This window comes from Caulobacter sp. SSI4214 (assembly GCF_012184455.1).
GTDB lineage: Bacteria > Pseudomonadota > Alphaproteobacteria > Caulobacterales > Caulobacteraceae > Caulobacter > Caulobacter vibrioides_E.
Window position 1 is genome coordinate 37,061 of sequence record NZ_SZWJ01000030.1, and the last position, 13,784, is coordinate 50,844.

Sequence of the window (13,784 nt, forward strand, 5' to 3'; positions counted from 1 at the left end):
GTCAAGAATTGGTAAGACCGAATAGGTTCGTGATGGTCGGACCAATTCTTAGCCGAGCGTCGCCGCTTCCTTCTTTCGCAGGTCCGCCTCGGCCGCTGCGATATAGTCGCGGGTCAGCGGGACATCTTCCTGCCGGCGCGCCAGCTGCATCTGGAAGACGACCACGTGCTCATGGCGGAACGCGGTCTCCGACATGGCCAGGTAATATTCCCACATCCGGCAGAAGCGCTCGTCGAACAGCCGGACGGCCTCGTCCCGGCGGGCCATGAACGCGTCGCGCCAGGCGCGCAGCGTCTCGGCGTAGTGCAGGCGCAGCACCTCGATATCGGTGACGATCAGGCCCGAACGCTCGGCCGACTTGGCCATGTCCGATAGCGAGGGCAGGTGGCCGCCGGGGAAGATGTACTTGGTGATCCAGGGATTGGTGACGCTAGGCTCGTCGGAGCAGCCGATGGTGTGCAGCAGCATCACGCCGTCCTCGGCCAGGCGCGCCCGGCAAGTGGCGAAGAACTGGTCGTAGTTGCCTAGCCCCACGTGCTCGAACATGCCGACCGAGACGATGCGGTCGAAGGTTTCGGTCACGGCGCGGTAGTCCGAGAGGGCGAAGCGGGCGCGCGCGGAGAGATCGGCCGCCTCGACGCGCGCCTTGGCGCGGCCGATCTGCTCGTCGGAAAGGGTCACGCCCAGGACTTCGGCCACGCCGGCGGTGCGGGCAAGGTAAAGCGCCATGCCGCCCCAGCCGCAGCCGATATCCATCACCTTGTGATCCGGCTTCAGCAGCAGCTTGGCGGCGATGTGGCGCTTCTTGGCCAGTTGGGCGTCGGCCAGGCTCTGGCCAGGATGTTCGAAATAGGCGCAGGAATACTGCCAGTCCGGATCCAGGAAGAGGCCGTACAGCGCGTCGCCCAGGTCATAATGGTGGGCGACGTTGCGCCGGGAGAGGCTGGCGTCGTTCTTTTGTCGCCACAGCTGAGTGGCGGTGCGCAGGCGATCGATGGCCTTGACGATCGGCGAAGGCTCGCTGTCGTCGCCGTGACGCAGGATCAGGCTGAGGAAGTCATAGACGTTCCCGGTCTCGATGATCAGTCGTCCGTCGGTGAAGAGTTCGCCGGTACGGAGGTCGGGATCCAGCAGCATGGCCCACACCGCGCCGCGATCCGCGATCCGCGCCACGACCGGATCGCCGGTTCCATCGCCGAAGACCAGTCTTTCGCCGTCGGGCATGACCAGGGTCAGGTCGCCGGTGCGCACCAGCGAGGAGAGGCCCTTTCGAAGGAGAGCGGTGGCGAGGAACATCGAGATCAGAACCGCGAACTGAGGCGCACGGCGATGGTGCGCGGCCGAGGAGGGGTGACGACCCGGTCCCGAAGGATCAGGAACGGGTTGCCGAACGAAAAGCTGTTAGCGTAGCCGCCAAGCGGATTATCGATGGTCGCGGTCAAGGTCCAGCTTGGCGTCTCCCAGGCGGCGCCGGCGCGCACGGCCAGGAACTTGCCCATCTTGTGCATCTTGTTGGCGTCGAACGTGATGTACGAGTTGCCGACATAGGAAAACTGGCCCTGAACGCGCAGGACGCGGTCCTGGGCGACGTCGCGGTGATAGTCGAAGCCGGTGCTGGCCGCGACGCGCGAGACGCCTGGCAGGCCGGCTTTCCGGCGCGACCCGAACGTGGCGTTTGGCCGGTTGATCTCGGGGTCGTTGAGAATGGTCGCGGCGCGGAGGTCGAGGTGGCTGTTCACCCGCCAAGCGCCCTCGGCCTCCACGCCGCGGTTCTCGCCGTTGCCGATATTGGCGGTGTAGGCGGTGCCGTCGCTCAGATATTGGTCGCTCTGCACGGCGTTCCACGTGGCGTAGAACAACGCCAAGCGGGTCTGTAGGCGATCGCCCCACCAGCGCGCCTTGGCGCCGATTTCGTAGTTCCAGAGTTCGTCGGGCTCGTAACGGCGGTGCGGCGTGCGCGGCTGGTCGAAGATCTGGCCGAGCCGTCCGGCGGTGTTGTAGCCGCCGGGCCGATACCCCTCCGCCGCCTGCGCGTAGACCAGCACGTTCGGCCGTGCGCGGTAGCTGAGCAGCACCTTGGGCGAGACGCCCTCGGCGTCGTCGCTCCCGTCGAACAGGCGTTGGCCAGCCGCCTGGGTGACCACCGAAAGCGTGTCGAAACGATAGTCGAACCAGCGCAGCCCGGCCGTGGCCGCCAGGCGCGAAGTGATGTCGAAAGTCAATTCGCCATAGACGGCGGTTTCGTTGATCTTGTCCTTGCGCGCCTCGGCATAGGCTGGATCGCCGACAAGCGGATAGCTGCCCAGAGCCGTCCGTAGCTTGGTCGAACCGGTCGAGGCGAAGACGCCCAGCAGCGCGCGCCAACGCCGATCTTGCGGCGTGGTGTAGGTCGCTTCGGCTATGGTCAGGTCGATGGACTTGGCTTCGTCCAGGGCCGCCGGGCCGCTGGGCAATCCGTAGAGCGCCGTCGCGGTGCTGGCGTCGTAGCGGCTGTCGAAATGGTGCGCCAGCTTGGCGATGGAGGCGGTCAGGCGCCCCCAGTCGCCTTCGCCATTCAGGGTCAGCGATTCCCGGTCGAAGTCGTTGTCGTGCGGCTCGCGCACGAGATTGTCGCGCACGCGCCGGCCCAGGCGGCGGATCGCGTACTGGGTGTCGTCGTTGTGGATCGACTGGTCGGTGACATTGAAGGTCGCCACCCATTCGGACGACAGCGCGGCGCTGAGCGCGGCGCGAAAGCCCTCGCGCTGCGAGCCGTTGATGTGGCTGAGGCCCAGGGCTGGGTTGTTGATGTAGCCGTCCTGGCTGTCGCGATAGGCGACGGTCCTCAAGGCCAAGCGACCGGGCAGCAGCGGCAGATTGACCATGCTCTCCAGCTCGGTGCCGATCCCGCCATGGGCGGTCTGCGAGAGGCCGACCATCGCCATGGCGTCGAAGCCATCGAGATCGGGTTGGCGGGTCGCGATCCGCAGTACGCCACCCAGCGAGCCGCCGCCGTAGAGCGTACCCTGCGGTCCGCGCATCACCTCGACGCGGTCGATGTCGGCCAGCCGCAGGTTCGGGTCCGGCGCGTTGTAGGTGATCGGAACATCGTCGAGATAGAGCGCCACCATCGACTGGGTCTGTCCGGTGAACGCGCCGTCCGACAGGCCGCGCAACAGGATCTTGTCGCGGCCGGGTCCCAGGTTGGTGACGGTCATGCCGGCGACCTGGCCGGAAAGGTCGCTCATGCTGGCGACGCCCTCACGGTCGATGGTCTCGCCCGACACCACCGAGATGCCGTAGGGCGTGCGACCGGGCAAGTTCGGATAGCGCTGGGCGGTGATGACGATTTCCCCGATCGCCAGGGATGTCGGCGCGTCGGGCGGCGAAGGCGGCGCTACGCGCGGCGTCGGGTGCGAGACGCGGGGCGGGGGCGGTTCGGCCTTGCGCACCACGATCGTGCGGATGTCGGGCTGGATGTAGCCGCAACCGCTGTGCGCCAGAAGTTTCTTGAGCGCGGTGTCGATCGGCATCCGGCCGGCCAGCGCCGGGGCCTCGCCCACGCAGAGGTCCAGATCGCCGCCCAGGGACAGATCCGCCTGCAGCGCGAAGTCGATAAGGGCCGCTCGCACGGGCTTGGCCGCGATGCGCAGGCGCACCGACGGCGTCGACGCGCCTGCGTGAGCCATGCTCGCGACAAGGCTGGCCGCCACCGTCGCCGCGGGCCAGACGCGGCGCGATTCGTTTTTGCGACCTGAGCCCACGCTCAGGGTCGAGCCGTCTTGGCCTTAAGTACGATCTGGCCGGACCCTGGCTGGCTGACCACGGGTGCAAACAGTTCCAAACGCCGGATCATCGCAGCTTCCTCGTCGATCGAGAGAACGCCGGAGAATTTCACTGATGCGGCGCTCGGATCAACAGAGATAGGCGTCGCGACGTAACGATTAATATCCGCGACAACCTCGGATAGCGGCGCGTCGCGATAGATCAACTGGCCTTTCGACCAAGCGAACTCGGCCTCGGGGTCGACCGCCTTGATGGGCGAGATCGCCGAACCCTTCGCATGGGTCAGCTTCTGCCCCTTGGCGACTTGCACGGACTGACCATCGCCTGACACCGCCACCAGGCCACGACGGACGGTCACGTCCAGACGATCGCCATGATTCAGCACGTTGAACTCGGTGCCCAGAACCCGAATCTCGCGGTCGCCGGCGGCGACGACGAAGGGGCGAGACGGCTGGTGGGCCACGTCGAAAGCGGCTTCGCCATCGACCAGCACCGCGTCGCGCTGGGTCTTGCCCAGTCGCACGCGCAGGGTCGAGGCGGCCCCCAGAGTAACCTTGGAGCCGTCGGCCAGGGAGATTTTACGGATCTGGCCCTTGGCGGTCGCGTAGTCCTCGTAACCCGGCTTCATCAGCGCGGGGAGGGCGATCGCCACGGCCAGGGCCGCGGCGACGGCGCCGCCGACGCCTATCCAGAGACCGCGTCGGGGCGACTTGGCCGCGCGACGCGGCGTCAGCGGCACGACGTTGTCAGAAGTCGTGGCGGCGCGACTTTCGCGGGATGGCGGAGCCTCTTCGATATCGACCCAAAGCGCCTCGACCGTGTCATAGGCCCGGGCGTTGGCCGAATCGGCCTCCAGCCAAGCCTGGAAACCGATCCAGGTCTCGAGATCGGAATCGCCTTGCAGCCGCACGAACCAGTCGACGGCGGCTTGCAGCGTCATATCGGAAGGCGCTGGCGTGCTCATCGGCGGGTTAAGGGTCCTCTCGGCCGCGGCCCGAGGGCCGTTTCGCCACAATGACGCCACGCCCTCCAAACCCCCTCCTCGAAAATCGTTGGGGTTGGTTCGACGGCCACGATCAACGTCCGATCTTGGTCAGAAGATGCTTGAGCGCCAGGCTGACGTGTTTCTCGACCGCGCTGCGGGAAATGCCCAGCCGGGCCGCCGTCTCGGCATGGGTGAGCCCTTCAAACTTATGCAATTCGAAGACCTTCTGGGTGAGAGGCGCGAGGCTTCTGAGGGACTCGGTCAGCCGCTGGAGGCGCTGGCGCGCGATGACGGCCGCCTCGGCGTCCGGAGCGTCCACCACGTCCGTGCTTCCCAGGCTGGCGTGGTTCTCCCGCCGCCATTCGGCGTCGCGCGCGCCAGCGCGGCGCTGGCGACGCAATCTGTCGAGCATCAGGTTGGACGCGAGCCGGTAAAGATAGGCCGGAGGGTTGTCGATCGGCTCGGCGTCCAGTCCCTGGACCTTCAGATACAGCTCCTGTACCAGGTCCTCGATGTCGTCGCTCGCGCCGAGGCGGGCCAGAAAGAACCGGCGCATATCCTCGCGTCGCTCGAAATACACGGCGACCATGGGCGAGACATGCGGGGGCGGAGGGTTCAAAGGCTTGAGCCTCGGCCGCCGCTCTGCGCGTCTTTTTGGATCTGGGCGGACATCGGGGAGGCGGAACGCGCTCGGCAGTTGAATCGAGCGCCTCTGATGACCCGCCCGAAGGGCGAAGGCAAGGCGCGGACGAAAATCGGTGAGGCGCCCGCCCCAGGGCGGCGTCATTCCCTCAAACCGACGGCGGGCGTCGCGGAGAAGACGAGTAAATGCGGGTAGTTTGCGATTTCGACGGTACGATCACGCGCCGCGATACTGTCGATCATGTCCTGGAAGAGCTAGCGGATCCGGCGTGGCGGGACGTTGAGGCCCGCTGGGTGCGCGGCGAGATCTCCGCCGCGGAGTGCATGCGCACGCAGGTCGCGATGATCGACGCGAGCGACGGCAAGCTGGATGCGCTGCTGGACACCGTCGAGCTGGATCCTGGCTTCGCGGGATTTGTCGAGTGGTGCGAGGCGCGCGGCATTCCGGTGACGATCGTCAGCGACGGCGTCGACTATTTCATCCGCCGCATCCTGGCCCGTCATGGCCTGGAACGCGTGCATGTCACGGCCAATCGCCTTGTCGAGACGACGCCGCTGGCGCTCGAGCAGCCCTGGTCGCGCGCCGGCTGCGCCGCGGGGTCGGGCGTGTGCAAGTGCGACGTGGCGGCGCGCGAGCGCTCGACCCTGGTCTATGTCGGAGACGGGCGTTCCGATTTCTGCGTTTCGGGTCGCGCCGACATCCTGTTCGCCAAGGCGTCGCTGGCCGACTATGCCGCCGCCCGCGGCCAAGCGCACCATGTGTACGAAACCTTCGACGACGTGACCCTGGCCATGGCTGGCATGTTCGGTCGCGTGATGCTGAAGCCTGTCGCCGCCCGTCGCGCGGCGCTGTAAAAGACTTTCTACCGGAGATATCCATGTACGACGCTGACAAGCCCGCCGCGAGCGCGGGGTCGGTCCTCGACGAAGCCGCTCTGCGTGAGCTGGAAGCCCAGTACTGCTCGTATGGCGACACCGTCCACTATCTGGCGGATCCGAAGTTCTTCACCGGCTGCGAAGGCTCGTACATGTACGACGCCAAGGGCACCGAATACCTCGACCTGCAGATGTGGTACTCGGCGGTCAATTTCGGTTACCGCAACCCGCGCCTGAACGCTGTCGCTCACAAGCAGCTCGACACCCTTCCGCAGGTCGCCAGTCAGTACCTGCACCGCGAGAAGGTCGAGCTGGCCGCTTTCATCGCCCAGGACGCCGAGAAGAAGTTCGGCGCCAAGGGCCGTGTGCACTTCAACGTGGGCGGCGCGCAGGCCGTCGAGGACTCGCTGAAGCTGGTGCGAAACGCCACGGGCGGCAAGCAGCTGATGTTCGCCTTCGAGGGCGGCTACCACGGCCGGACCCTCGGCGCCTCGGCGATCACCTCGTCGTACCGCTATCGCCGTCGCTACGGCCACTTCGGCGACCGCGCCCAGTTCATCGAGTTCCCGTACCACTTCCGCGGCCCGAAGGGCATGAGCAAGGAAGAGTACGGCCACTACTGCGTCCAGAAGTTCGCCCGCCTGTTCGAAACCGAATATAACGGCGTGCTGGACGTGAAGACCGGCCAGGCCGAATACGCGGCCTTCTATGTCGAGCCGATCCAAGGCACCGGCGGCTACGTCATCCCGCCGATGAACTTCTTCCCCGAGCTGAAGAAGGTCCTCGACCAATATGGCATCCTGCTGGTGGTCGACGAAATCCAGATGGGCATGTGGCGCACGGGCAAGCTGTGGTCGATCGAGCACTTCGGCGTGCAGCCGGACGTGCTGGTGTTCGGCAAGGCGCTGACCAACGGCCTGAATCCTCTGTCGGGCGTCTGGGCGCGCGAAGAAATGATCAATCCCGAGATCTTCCCGCCCGGCTCGACCCACTCGACCTTCAACTCCAACCCGATGGGCACCTCCGTCGCCCTGGAAACGCTGCGGATGACCCACGAGGTCGACTACGGCGCCCAGGTCATGGAGAAGGGCGCCTACTTCCTGGAAGGCCTGAAGGAGCTGCAAAAGCGCTGGCCGCAGATCGGCGATGTCGACGGCCTGGGCCTCGCGCTTCGCGCCGAGATCTGCGAGGAGGACGGCTTCACGCCGAACAAGGCGCTGCTGAACAAGATGGAAGACATCGCCATGTCGGGCGATCTCGACGTCGACGGCAAGAAGATGGGCCTGATCCTGGACGTCGGCGGCTACTACAAGAACGTCATCACGCTGGCTCCCTCGCTGGAGATCAGCAAGGACGAAATCGACCTGGCGATGAAGCTGCTGGACGCCGTGCTGCGGCGCGCCACCGCCTAGGAGATTCCGTCGTCATGCGGCCGGTGCTGCTCCATCTGGACGAGGCGCTGGACCACCAACCCCTGCTGCGCGAGCGGCGGGGGGCGATGGTCGACGCGCGGGACCTCGGGCCCGCTCTGCGCCTGTGGAGCCGGCCCAAGGCCCTGTCACGCCTGACTGAACGGCTGCGTCGCGACTTGCCGACCGGCGCGGAGGCAGACCTGATCTTCGCCGGTTCAGGCGATTTCCATCACGTCTCGCCGCTGTTGATCTCGCGCGCGATCGAGGCGGCTGGCGGTAAGCCGCTGACCGTTCTGCATTTCGACAACCATCCCGATTGGGTGAAGTTCAGCAACGGCATGCACTGCGGCTCGTGGGTGGCGACCGCCGCGCGTCTGCCGGGCGTGGCGCGCGTCATCACCATCGGCGTGTGCAGCGGCGATATCGATCATCCCGAAACCAAGCGGGCGGACATGTCGCTGATCGCCGACCGCCGCGTCGAGCTCTACCCTTACCTCGCCCCCGACGGCGGTCCGGTCTACCGGGTCGGCGACCAGAACTGGCCATCGATCGCGGCGGTGGGGGAGGCGGCCTTTACCGAGCTGCTGGTCTCGCGCATCGAGACCGACGCGGTCTATGTCACCGTGGACAAGGATGTTCTGCGCGCCGAGGACGCGGTGACGAACTGGGATCAAGGGCGACTGTCCTTGGACGGTCTGCGGACCATGATCCGCGCCGCCGCTCAGCGGGCCAGGATCATGGGCATGGACGTGGTCGGCGACTGGTCGCCGCCGCGTTACGGCCCCGACCTCCTGTCGGCTGTACTGAAACGCGGCGAGGCCTTCCTCGACCAGCCCCGTCGGGGGCCGTCGCCTGACTTGGCCAGACAGGTCAACGAGGCCGCCAATCTCGACCTGCTTGACCTCTTTTCGGAGGTCGCCGCTTGACCGTCGCGTCCACCGAGGTGATGACCTTCGCCGGCGGCGCGCTGCTGGCGTTCTGCATCGCGACGGAGATCGGCCGCGAGCTGAGCTTCAAGGCCGCTTCCGATGGCGCGGCTGGCCAGCACGCCTATCTATGGTCTCTGGCCAAGCAACCCGTTCTTTGGCTGGGCATCGTCTTCTGGTTCGTCGAGATGGTCGCCTGGATTCTCGTTCTAGAGCGCACGCCTCTGAGCGTCGCTTTTCCATTTATGACCCTGACCTATGCCGGCGTGCCAATCGCCGGGGCCCTGGTGCTCAAGGAGCGGCTATCCCGCTCGCAGATCGCCGGCGCGGCCCTGGTGGCGCTGGGGGTCACTTGCGTGGGGATTTCGGGCCTATGACCGACGCCGCCAATCCAATCAATCCCAGCGACTTCCGCCTGCCCAAGCGCAAGACGGGCGTGATGGCCTACACCCTCGTGGACCTGATCCCGGTCGCCGCGGCCTTCGCGCACCTGGCGTTCATCGTCTGGACCGTGGCCGGCTTCGCGCATCGTCCCTGGTGGGGCAATCTGATCTGTGGCGCGGTCTACGCCCTGGCGATCAGCTGGAACGTCAACGGCATCTCGCACAACTTCCTGCACACGCCCTATTTCCGATCCAAGGCGCTGAACCGCGCTTTTTCGCTGCTGGAGTCGGTGGCCATCGGCTTTTCCCAGACCTTTTACACCTGGGTTCACCTGCGCCATCACGAGGGCAACAGCGACCGTCCCGATGAGAAGGGCGAGACGCGCGACTGGCTGTCGATCTATCGCCACGGCAAGGACGGACGGCCCGAGAGCGTCTGGTCCTATGTATTCCTGGGCTTTTTCCGTGACAGCGGTGGGTCGGTGTACGACGCGCTGAAGTCGCGCGGCCGCGAGGATGACGCCAACTGGGGTCGCGTCGAGATCGGCGCCGTCGTCGCCTTCGCGGTCGCCATGGCCGTGATCGACTGGCGCGCGGTGCTGATGCTGCTGCCCTTCTACTATCTGGGGGAATGCCTTTCCCAGCTGAACGGCTACTACGAGCACCTCAACGCCGATCCGGACACGCCGTTGGCATGGGGGGTGTCCAGCTACGAGCCCGTCTACAATTTGACCTGGTTCAACAACGGGCATCATGCAGAGCACCACTATCGTCCCGCCGTTCACTGGACCCGCCTTCCGGCCATGCGCCGCGCGTTGCGGGACGAGCAAGCCGCCAAGGGCGTCCACGTGATCGGAACGCCCCACGCCCTGGGCTTTCTGGCCCGCTCCAACCGCCAGGGGACCGTCCGCTGATGGCCGTCGAACCGCTCCGCATTCCTGGCAAGACTGGCCACGGCGTCCTGCTGATCCACGGCCTGACCGGCGCGCCCGCCGAGATGAAGCCGTTGGCCAAGCGTCTGGCCCGTCGCGGCTTCGAGGTCGCCGCGCCGCTGCTGCCCGGCCATGGGGTCGATGAGGCCACGCTGCTGCGCACCACCTGGCGCGACTGGCTGGACGGCGTGCGCGAGGCCTATGATCGTTTCGCGGGCGAGGTCGACAGCGTCAGCGTGGCTGGCATCTGCGTCGGCGGCGCCCTTGGCGTCATGCTGGCCGCCGAGCGCCCGGCCGTCCGCGCCGCCGCCGTCTATTCGATGACCTTCGAATACGATGGCTGGAACATGCCGCGCTTCGCGGTGGCCGCGCCGGTGATCCAGCTGGTCGCCAACCTGCCGGGCGTCCGCAACCTCGCCTGGACCGAGACCTATCCGTTCGGCCTGAAGGACGAGCGGCTGCGCGCCATGGCCGAGAAGGCCCCGGAGAGCCTAATCGAGGGTTCGATCGATCGCTTGCCGCTGGGTGCGCTCTATCAGATGTATCGTCTTGGCCGGCACATCGAGCGCGTGGGCCATGAGATCAAGACCCCGACGCTGATCCTGCACGCCCGCGACGACGATATGAGCCACCCGCGTAACGCCTGGCGCTTGAAGCGCGCTCTAGGCGGGCCGACCAGCGTCCAGTTGCTGGACGACAGCTACCACATGATCCACGTCGATCAGGAGCGCGACCGCGTCGCGGCCATGACGGCTGAATTCTTCAACGAGGTGACTCCTCAAGCCGGCCTGGTGACGAGCGCGCGGACGCATGTTTGAGGTCGAGGTCCTTCGGAGCCTGTCGCATACCCCGCGCCAGGCCTGGGATCGCCTCTTCGGCGGCGCCTTGGAGGGCTATGACTATCTGCGCGCCATCGAGACGGCGAGGCTGGCCGGCTTCGAGTGGCGTTATATGTTGGCGCGGCGAGGCGGCGAGATCGTCGCCGCCGTTCCGGCCTTCATCACCGACTATCGCCTGGAGACGACGTTCGACGGCGCGGGTCGCAAGGCCGCCGAACAGGTGCGTCGCGTCCTGCCCGGGCTGATGACCCCGCGCCTGGCGTGCCTCGGCTCGCCCTGCGCCGAGACCGCCACGATCGGCTTCGCGCCCGAGCTCACCGCCGACGAGCGGCTGGAGGCGGCCAAGGCTCTGGTCTCTGGCTTCGAGGCCGAGGCGGGCAGGGCCGATTGCCCGCTGATGGGGGTCAAGGACGCCGATCCGGCCCAGGCCGCGCTATGGGGTCAGGTGCTGAACGGCGCGCGCTACGCCGAGGTCCCCGGGCAGCCCCTGGCCGACCTGCCGATCGATTTCGCCGACATCGACGGTTATCTGGCCAAGCTGTCCGCCGCCTCGCGCAAGGATATGCGCCGCAAGCTGCGCGCCCGCCAGGATGTTCGGGTCGAGATCGTCGAGGATCTTGGCGTCTGGCTGGAGCCGGCCATGGCGCTCTATCGCCAGACCCTGGCCCGGGCCGAGGCCCGGCTGGAAGAGCTGACCGCCGCCTTCTTCGACGGCGTGGCCAAGAGAATGCCGGGGCGGGTGATGTTCGCCCTCTATTTCGTCGGCGAGGAGCTCCTGGCCTTCAACCTGCTGCTCACCGACGGCGAGACCCTGCTGGACAAGTTCTTCGGCATGGACGCGGTCAAGGGGCGCGTCCACAACCTCTATTTCTTGAGCTGGTTCTTCAACCTCGAGCTCTGCGCGGCCCGGGGCTTCAAGCTTTATCACAGCGGCCAGGCCAACCTGGCCGACAAGGTTCGGCTGGGAAGCCGCCTGACTCCCGCCAGCATGTGGTTCCGGCACCGCAACGGCCTGCTGAACCGCGCCCTGCGCGCCCTGGCGCCGCTGCTGCTGGACGACCCGATGGCGGAGCTGGCCGCTTGACCGCCATGACCAAAGCCCGTCGCCTTCATTCCCGTCTGGTCCAGGCCATCCTGTTCGCGATCCTGCCGGCCCTGACCCTGGGCTATCAGATCACCGCCAAGTTTTCGGCCAATCAATTGGCCCATGCGCGCTTCGACACGGCGTGGGCGATGACGGCCATCCGTATGCCGTCGGTGCAGCTGCTGATCGTGCTGGAGATCGCCAGCTTCGTCGCTTGGATGACCGTGCTGGCCCTGCTGCCGCTGAGCGCGGCCTTTCCGTTGTCGGCGGTCAGTTACGTGCTGATCATAGCCGCCAGCGTCGTCGTCTTCCACGAGCCGCTGAACGCCCTGCAGCTGGTCGGGGGCCTGATGATCCTGGCGGGCGTGTGGATGGTCGGTCGCGGCGGCGCGTTCGACACGCGCGAGCCAGCGCCCCAGAAGGACGACGCCGCATGATGGGTCAAATCGCGCTTCGCGGCCTGCTGTTCGACTGGCGTCGTTTCGCGCCGGCCGCCGTGGCCGTCGGTTTCGCGGGGCTGCTGGTGCTGCTGCAGGCTGGCCTGATGCTGGGGGTTTTCTCGCTGGCCAGCGTCTATGTGACCAAGTCCTCGGCCGATCTTTGGATCGGCTATCCAGGCGTGCAAAGCATCGACCTGGGCCGTCCGGTTGGCGGCGTCACCGAGCTTTTGCTGCGCGCCGATCCGCGCGTGGCGCGGGTCGAGCCCTTCTACTGGGGCTCCGGAGAGTGGCGCACGCCCCATCGCGGCATGGTCAATGTCTATATCGTCGGCGTGGCGCCGAGCGCGGACGCGATGGTTCTGGACGAAGTCCTGACGCCGCATCAGCGCGGCCTGCTCGCCATGCCCGACGCGGTGCTGGTCGACAAGGCCGATCTCGACAAGCTGGAGACCGACGTCGGCGGCGTGGCCGAGATCAATGGTAAGCGTGTGCGGGTGGTTGGCGTGACCAAGGGGCTGCGCGCCCTGGGCGGCGTCAATGTGATCGCCTCGCCCCAGACGACTCGCCGTCTTGACCCGGCTTCCGGACCCGGCGACGGCGCGGCCTATTTCACGGCCCGGCTCAAGGATCCCCGCGACGCGGCCGAGGCCATCGCCGACCTGAAGTCGGTGGGCAAGCACCGCGGCTTCGAGGTGATGACCGCCAAGGCCTTCGCCGACCGCAGTATCCGCTACTGGCTGGCCGAGTCCGGGGCTGGCGTGGCGTTCGTGTTCGGCAGCGCCGTGGCCATTCTGGTGGCCGTGATCGTCACCAGCCAGACCCTGGCCGCTGCCGTCGCCGCTTCGCTAAAGGACTACGCCGCCCTGCGCGCCTTGGGCTTCACCATCGGGGCGCTCCGAACCATCGTGCTGGCGCAGACGGCGTGGATCGCCGCCGCGGGTCTGGTCCTGGCCGGCGCCCTGGCCGGCATCCTCGTGCTGCTGGCCCAGATCCAGGCCACGCCGCTGATCCTGACGCCGGCGATGGCTGTCGGGGCCGTCACCTTGGTCATCCTTGTCGCCTTGGGTTCAGGTCTCTGGGCCCTGCGTCGAGTCGCGCGCGCTGATCCGGCCGCGCTGCTACTTTGAGGTCGTTTCGATGAAGGTCGAGGTTCTTTTCCGTAGCGCGACCGTGGCCCTGGCGGCCGGCGCGTGTCTGACCCTTGCGGCGTGCGATCGTCATTCGGGTCAGGCCTCGGCCCAGGCGCGCACCGACGCCGTGGCCGTGGCGCGGGGCGTGATCGCTGTGGACGGAGGTCTCGTCTCCGTTTCGGCGCCGCGCGATGGCCTCGTGGCCAAGATCAATGTCGACGAGGGCGACCACGTCGCGCGGGGCCAGGTTCTGGCTCAGCTCGACGGCGATCGCGCCCGGTTGGAAGCCAGTCAGGCCGCCGCCGAGACCGCCCAGGCCGAAGCCGCCTGGCGCGGCGCCCGGGCCAAGGTCGCCGCCGCCAATGCCGAG

The 13,784-nt window shown here is 67.0% G+C and carries 14 protein-coding genes; 10 read left to right on the forward strand and 4 right to left on the reverse strand.

All coding sequences use genetic code 11. From position 1 onward, the window contains the following. Nucleotides 1–48 precede the first annotated feature (48 nt). From FCU40_RS11105 to FCU40_RS11120, 4 genes are all read right to left on the reverse strand, one after another. A complete protein-coding gene (locus FCU40_RS11105; protein WP_168074918.1) occupies nt 49–1,296 on the reverse strand; it encodes a cyclopropane-fatty-acyl-phospholipid synthase family protein in 1,248 nt (415 codons plus the stop codon). Nucleotides 1,297–1,301: 5 nt separating this feature from the next. Further along, nucleotides 1,302–3,668: a TonB-dependent receptor gene (locus FCU40_RS11110; RefSeq protein ID WP_241693591.1), complete on the reverse strand. Its 2,367-nt coding sequence runs from the start codon at nt 3,666–3,668 to the stop codon at nt 1,302–1,304. A gap of 77 nt (nt 3,669–3,745) precedes the next feature. After that, nucleotides 3,746–4,705: a FecR domain-containing protein gene (locus FCU40_RS11115; protein ID WP_168074922.1), complete on the reverse strand. Its 960-nt coding sequence runs from the start codon at nt 4,703–4,705 to the stop codon at nt 3,746–3,748. 136 nt (nt 4,706–4,841) lie between these two features. After that, on the reverse strand, nt 4,842–5,339 hold the full coding sequence (locus FCU40_RS11120) for a sigma-70 family RNA polymerase sigma factor (protein ID WP_004615381.1): 498 nt from the start codon (nt 5,337–5,339) through the stop codon (nt 4,842–4,844). A 239-nt stretch (nt 5,340–5,578) separates the two neighbouring features. On the opposite strand from FCU40_RS11120, the gene FCU40_RS11125 reads away from it, so the two are divergent. The 10 genes from FCU40_RS11125 to FCU40_RS11170 all read left to right on the forward strand — a co-directional run. Next, nucleotides 5,579–6,247: an MtnX-like HAD-IB family phosphatase gene (locus tag FCU40_RS11125; RefSeq protein WP_168074924.1), complete on the forward strand. Its 669-nt coding sequence runs from the start codon at nt 5,579–5,581 to the stop codon at nt 6,245–6,247. A 23-nt stretch (nt 6,248–6,270) separates the two neighbouring features. Then, nucleotides 6,271–7,680, forward strand: a complete 1,410-nt coding sequence (locus FCU40_RS11130) for an aminotransferase class III-fold pyridoxal phosphate-dependent enzyme (RefSeq protein ID WP_168074926.1) — start codon at nt 6,271–6,273, stop codon at nt 7,678–7,680. A 14-nt stretch (nt 7,681–7,694) separates the two neighbouring features. Continuing rightward, nucleotides 7,695–8,606, forward strand: a complete 912-nt coding sequence (locus FCU40_RS11135; RefSeq protein ID WP_168074928.1) for an arginase family protein — start codon at nt 7,695–7,697, stop codon at nt 8,604–8,606. Continuing rightward, entirely contained in the window at nt 8,603–8,983 is a 381-nt protein-coding gene (locus FCU40_RS11140) for an EamA family transporter (RefSeq protein WP_175582075.1), read from the forward strand. The genes FCU40_RS11135 and FCU40_RS11140 overlap by 4 nt, the downstream gene beginning before the upstream one ends. Continuing rightward, nucleotides 8,980–9,903 (forward strand): fatty acid desaturase, encoded by a 924-nt coding sequence (locus FCU40_RS11145; protein WP_206677334.1) that lies wholly within the window; start codon nt 8,980–8,982, stop codon nt 9,901–9,903. The genes FCU40_RS11140 and FCU40_RS11145 overlap by 4 nt, the downstream gene beginning before the upstream one ends. After that, on the forward strand, nt 9,903–10,739 hold the full coding sequence (locus tag FCU40_RS11150; RefSeq protein WP_004615375.1) for an alpha/beta fold hydrolase: 837 nt from the start codon (nt 9,903–9,905) through the stop codon (nt 10,737–10,739). The genes FCU40_RS11145 and FCU40_RS11150 overlap by 1 nt, the downstream gene beginning before the upstream one ends. Continuing rightward, nucleotides 10,732–11,844 carry a GNAT family N-acetyltransferase gene (locus FCU40_RS11155; RefSeq protein WP_168074930.1) on the forward strand — a complete coding sequence of 371 codons (1,113 nt, stop codon included), beginning with the start codon at nt 10,732–10,734 and terminating at the stop codon, nt 11,842–11,844. The genes FCU40_RS11150 and FCU40_RS11155 overlap by 8 nt, the downstream gene beginning before the upstream one ends. Beyond that, nucleotides 11,841–12,281, forward strand: a complete 441-nt coding sequence (locus FCU40_RS11160) for a transporter (protein WP_168074932.1) — start codon at nt 11,841–11,843, stop codon at nt 12,279–12,281. Before FCU40_RS11155 ends, FCU40_RS11160 begins: the two co-directional genes overlap by 4 nt. After that, nucleotides 12,278–13,411 carry an ABC transporter permease gene (locus tag FCU40_RS11165; protein WP_004615371.1) on the forward strand — a complete coding sequence of 378 codons (1,134 nt, stop codon included), beginning with the start codon at nt 12,278–12,280 and terminating at the stop codon, nt 13,409–13,411. Before FCU40_RS11160 ends, FCU40_RS11165 begins: the two co-directional genes overlap by 4 nt. A gap of 10 nt (nt 13,412–13,421) precedes the next feature. Next, nucleotides 13,422–13,784, forward strand: a 363-nt coding sequence (locus FCU40_RS11170; RefSeq protein ID WP_168074934.1) for a biotin/lipoyl-binding protein, incomplete at its 3' end; no start/stop codon positions are given.

Bases quoted from the DNA above. Each gene is read 5' to 3' on its own strand.
- FCU40_RS11105 (WP_168074918.1), bottom strand. From the start codon at position 1,296: ATGTTCCTCGCCACCGCTCTCCTTCGAAAGGGCCTCTCCTCGCTGGTG.
- FCU40_RS11110 (WP_241693591.1), bottom strand. From the start codon at position 3,668: ATGGCTCACGCAGGCGCGTCGACGCCGTCGGTGCGCCTGCGCATCGCG.
- FCU40_RS11115 (WP_168074922.1), bottom strand. From the start codon at position 4,705: ATGACGCTGCAAGCCGCCGTCGACTGGTTCGTGCGGCTGCAAGGCGAT.
- FCU40_RS11120 (WP_004615381.1), bottom strand. From the start codon at position 5,339: ATGGTCGCCGTGTATTTCGAGCGACGCGAGGATATGCGCCGGTTCTTT.
- FCU40_RS11125 (WP_168074924.1), top strand. From the start codon at position 5,579: ATGCGGGTAGTTTGCGATTTCGACGGTACGATCACGCGCCGCGATACT.
- FCU40_RS11130 (WP_168074926.1), top strand. From the start codon at position 6,271: ATGTACGACGCTGACAAGCCCGCCGCGAGCGCGGGGTCGGTCCTCGAC.
- FCU40_RS11135 (WP_168074928.1), top strand. From the start codon at position 7,695: ATGCGGCCGGTGCTGCTCCATCTGGACGAGGCGCTGGACCACCAACCC.
- FCU40_RS11145 (WP_206677334.1), top strand. From the start codon at position 8,980: ATGACCGACGCCGCCAATCCAATCAATCCCAGCGACTTCCGCCTGCCC.
- FCU40_RS11150 (WP_004615375.1), top strand. From the start codon at position 9,903: ATGGCCGTCGAACCGCTCCGCATTCCTGGCAAGACTGGCCACGGCGTC.
- FCU40_RS11155 (WP_168074930.1), top strand. From the start codon at position 10,732: ATGTTTGAGGTCGAGGTCCTTCGGAGCCTGTCGCATACCCCGCGCCAG.
- FCU40_RS11165 (WP_004615371.1), top strand. From the start codon at position 12,278: ATGATGGGTCAAATCGCGCTTCGCGGCCTGCTGTTCGACTGGCGTCGT.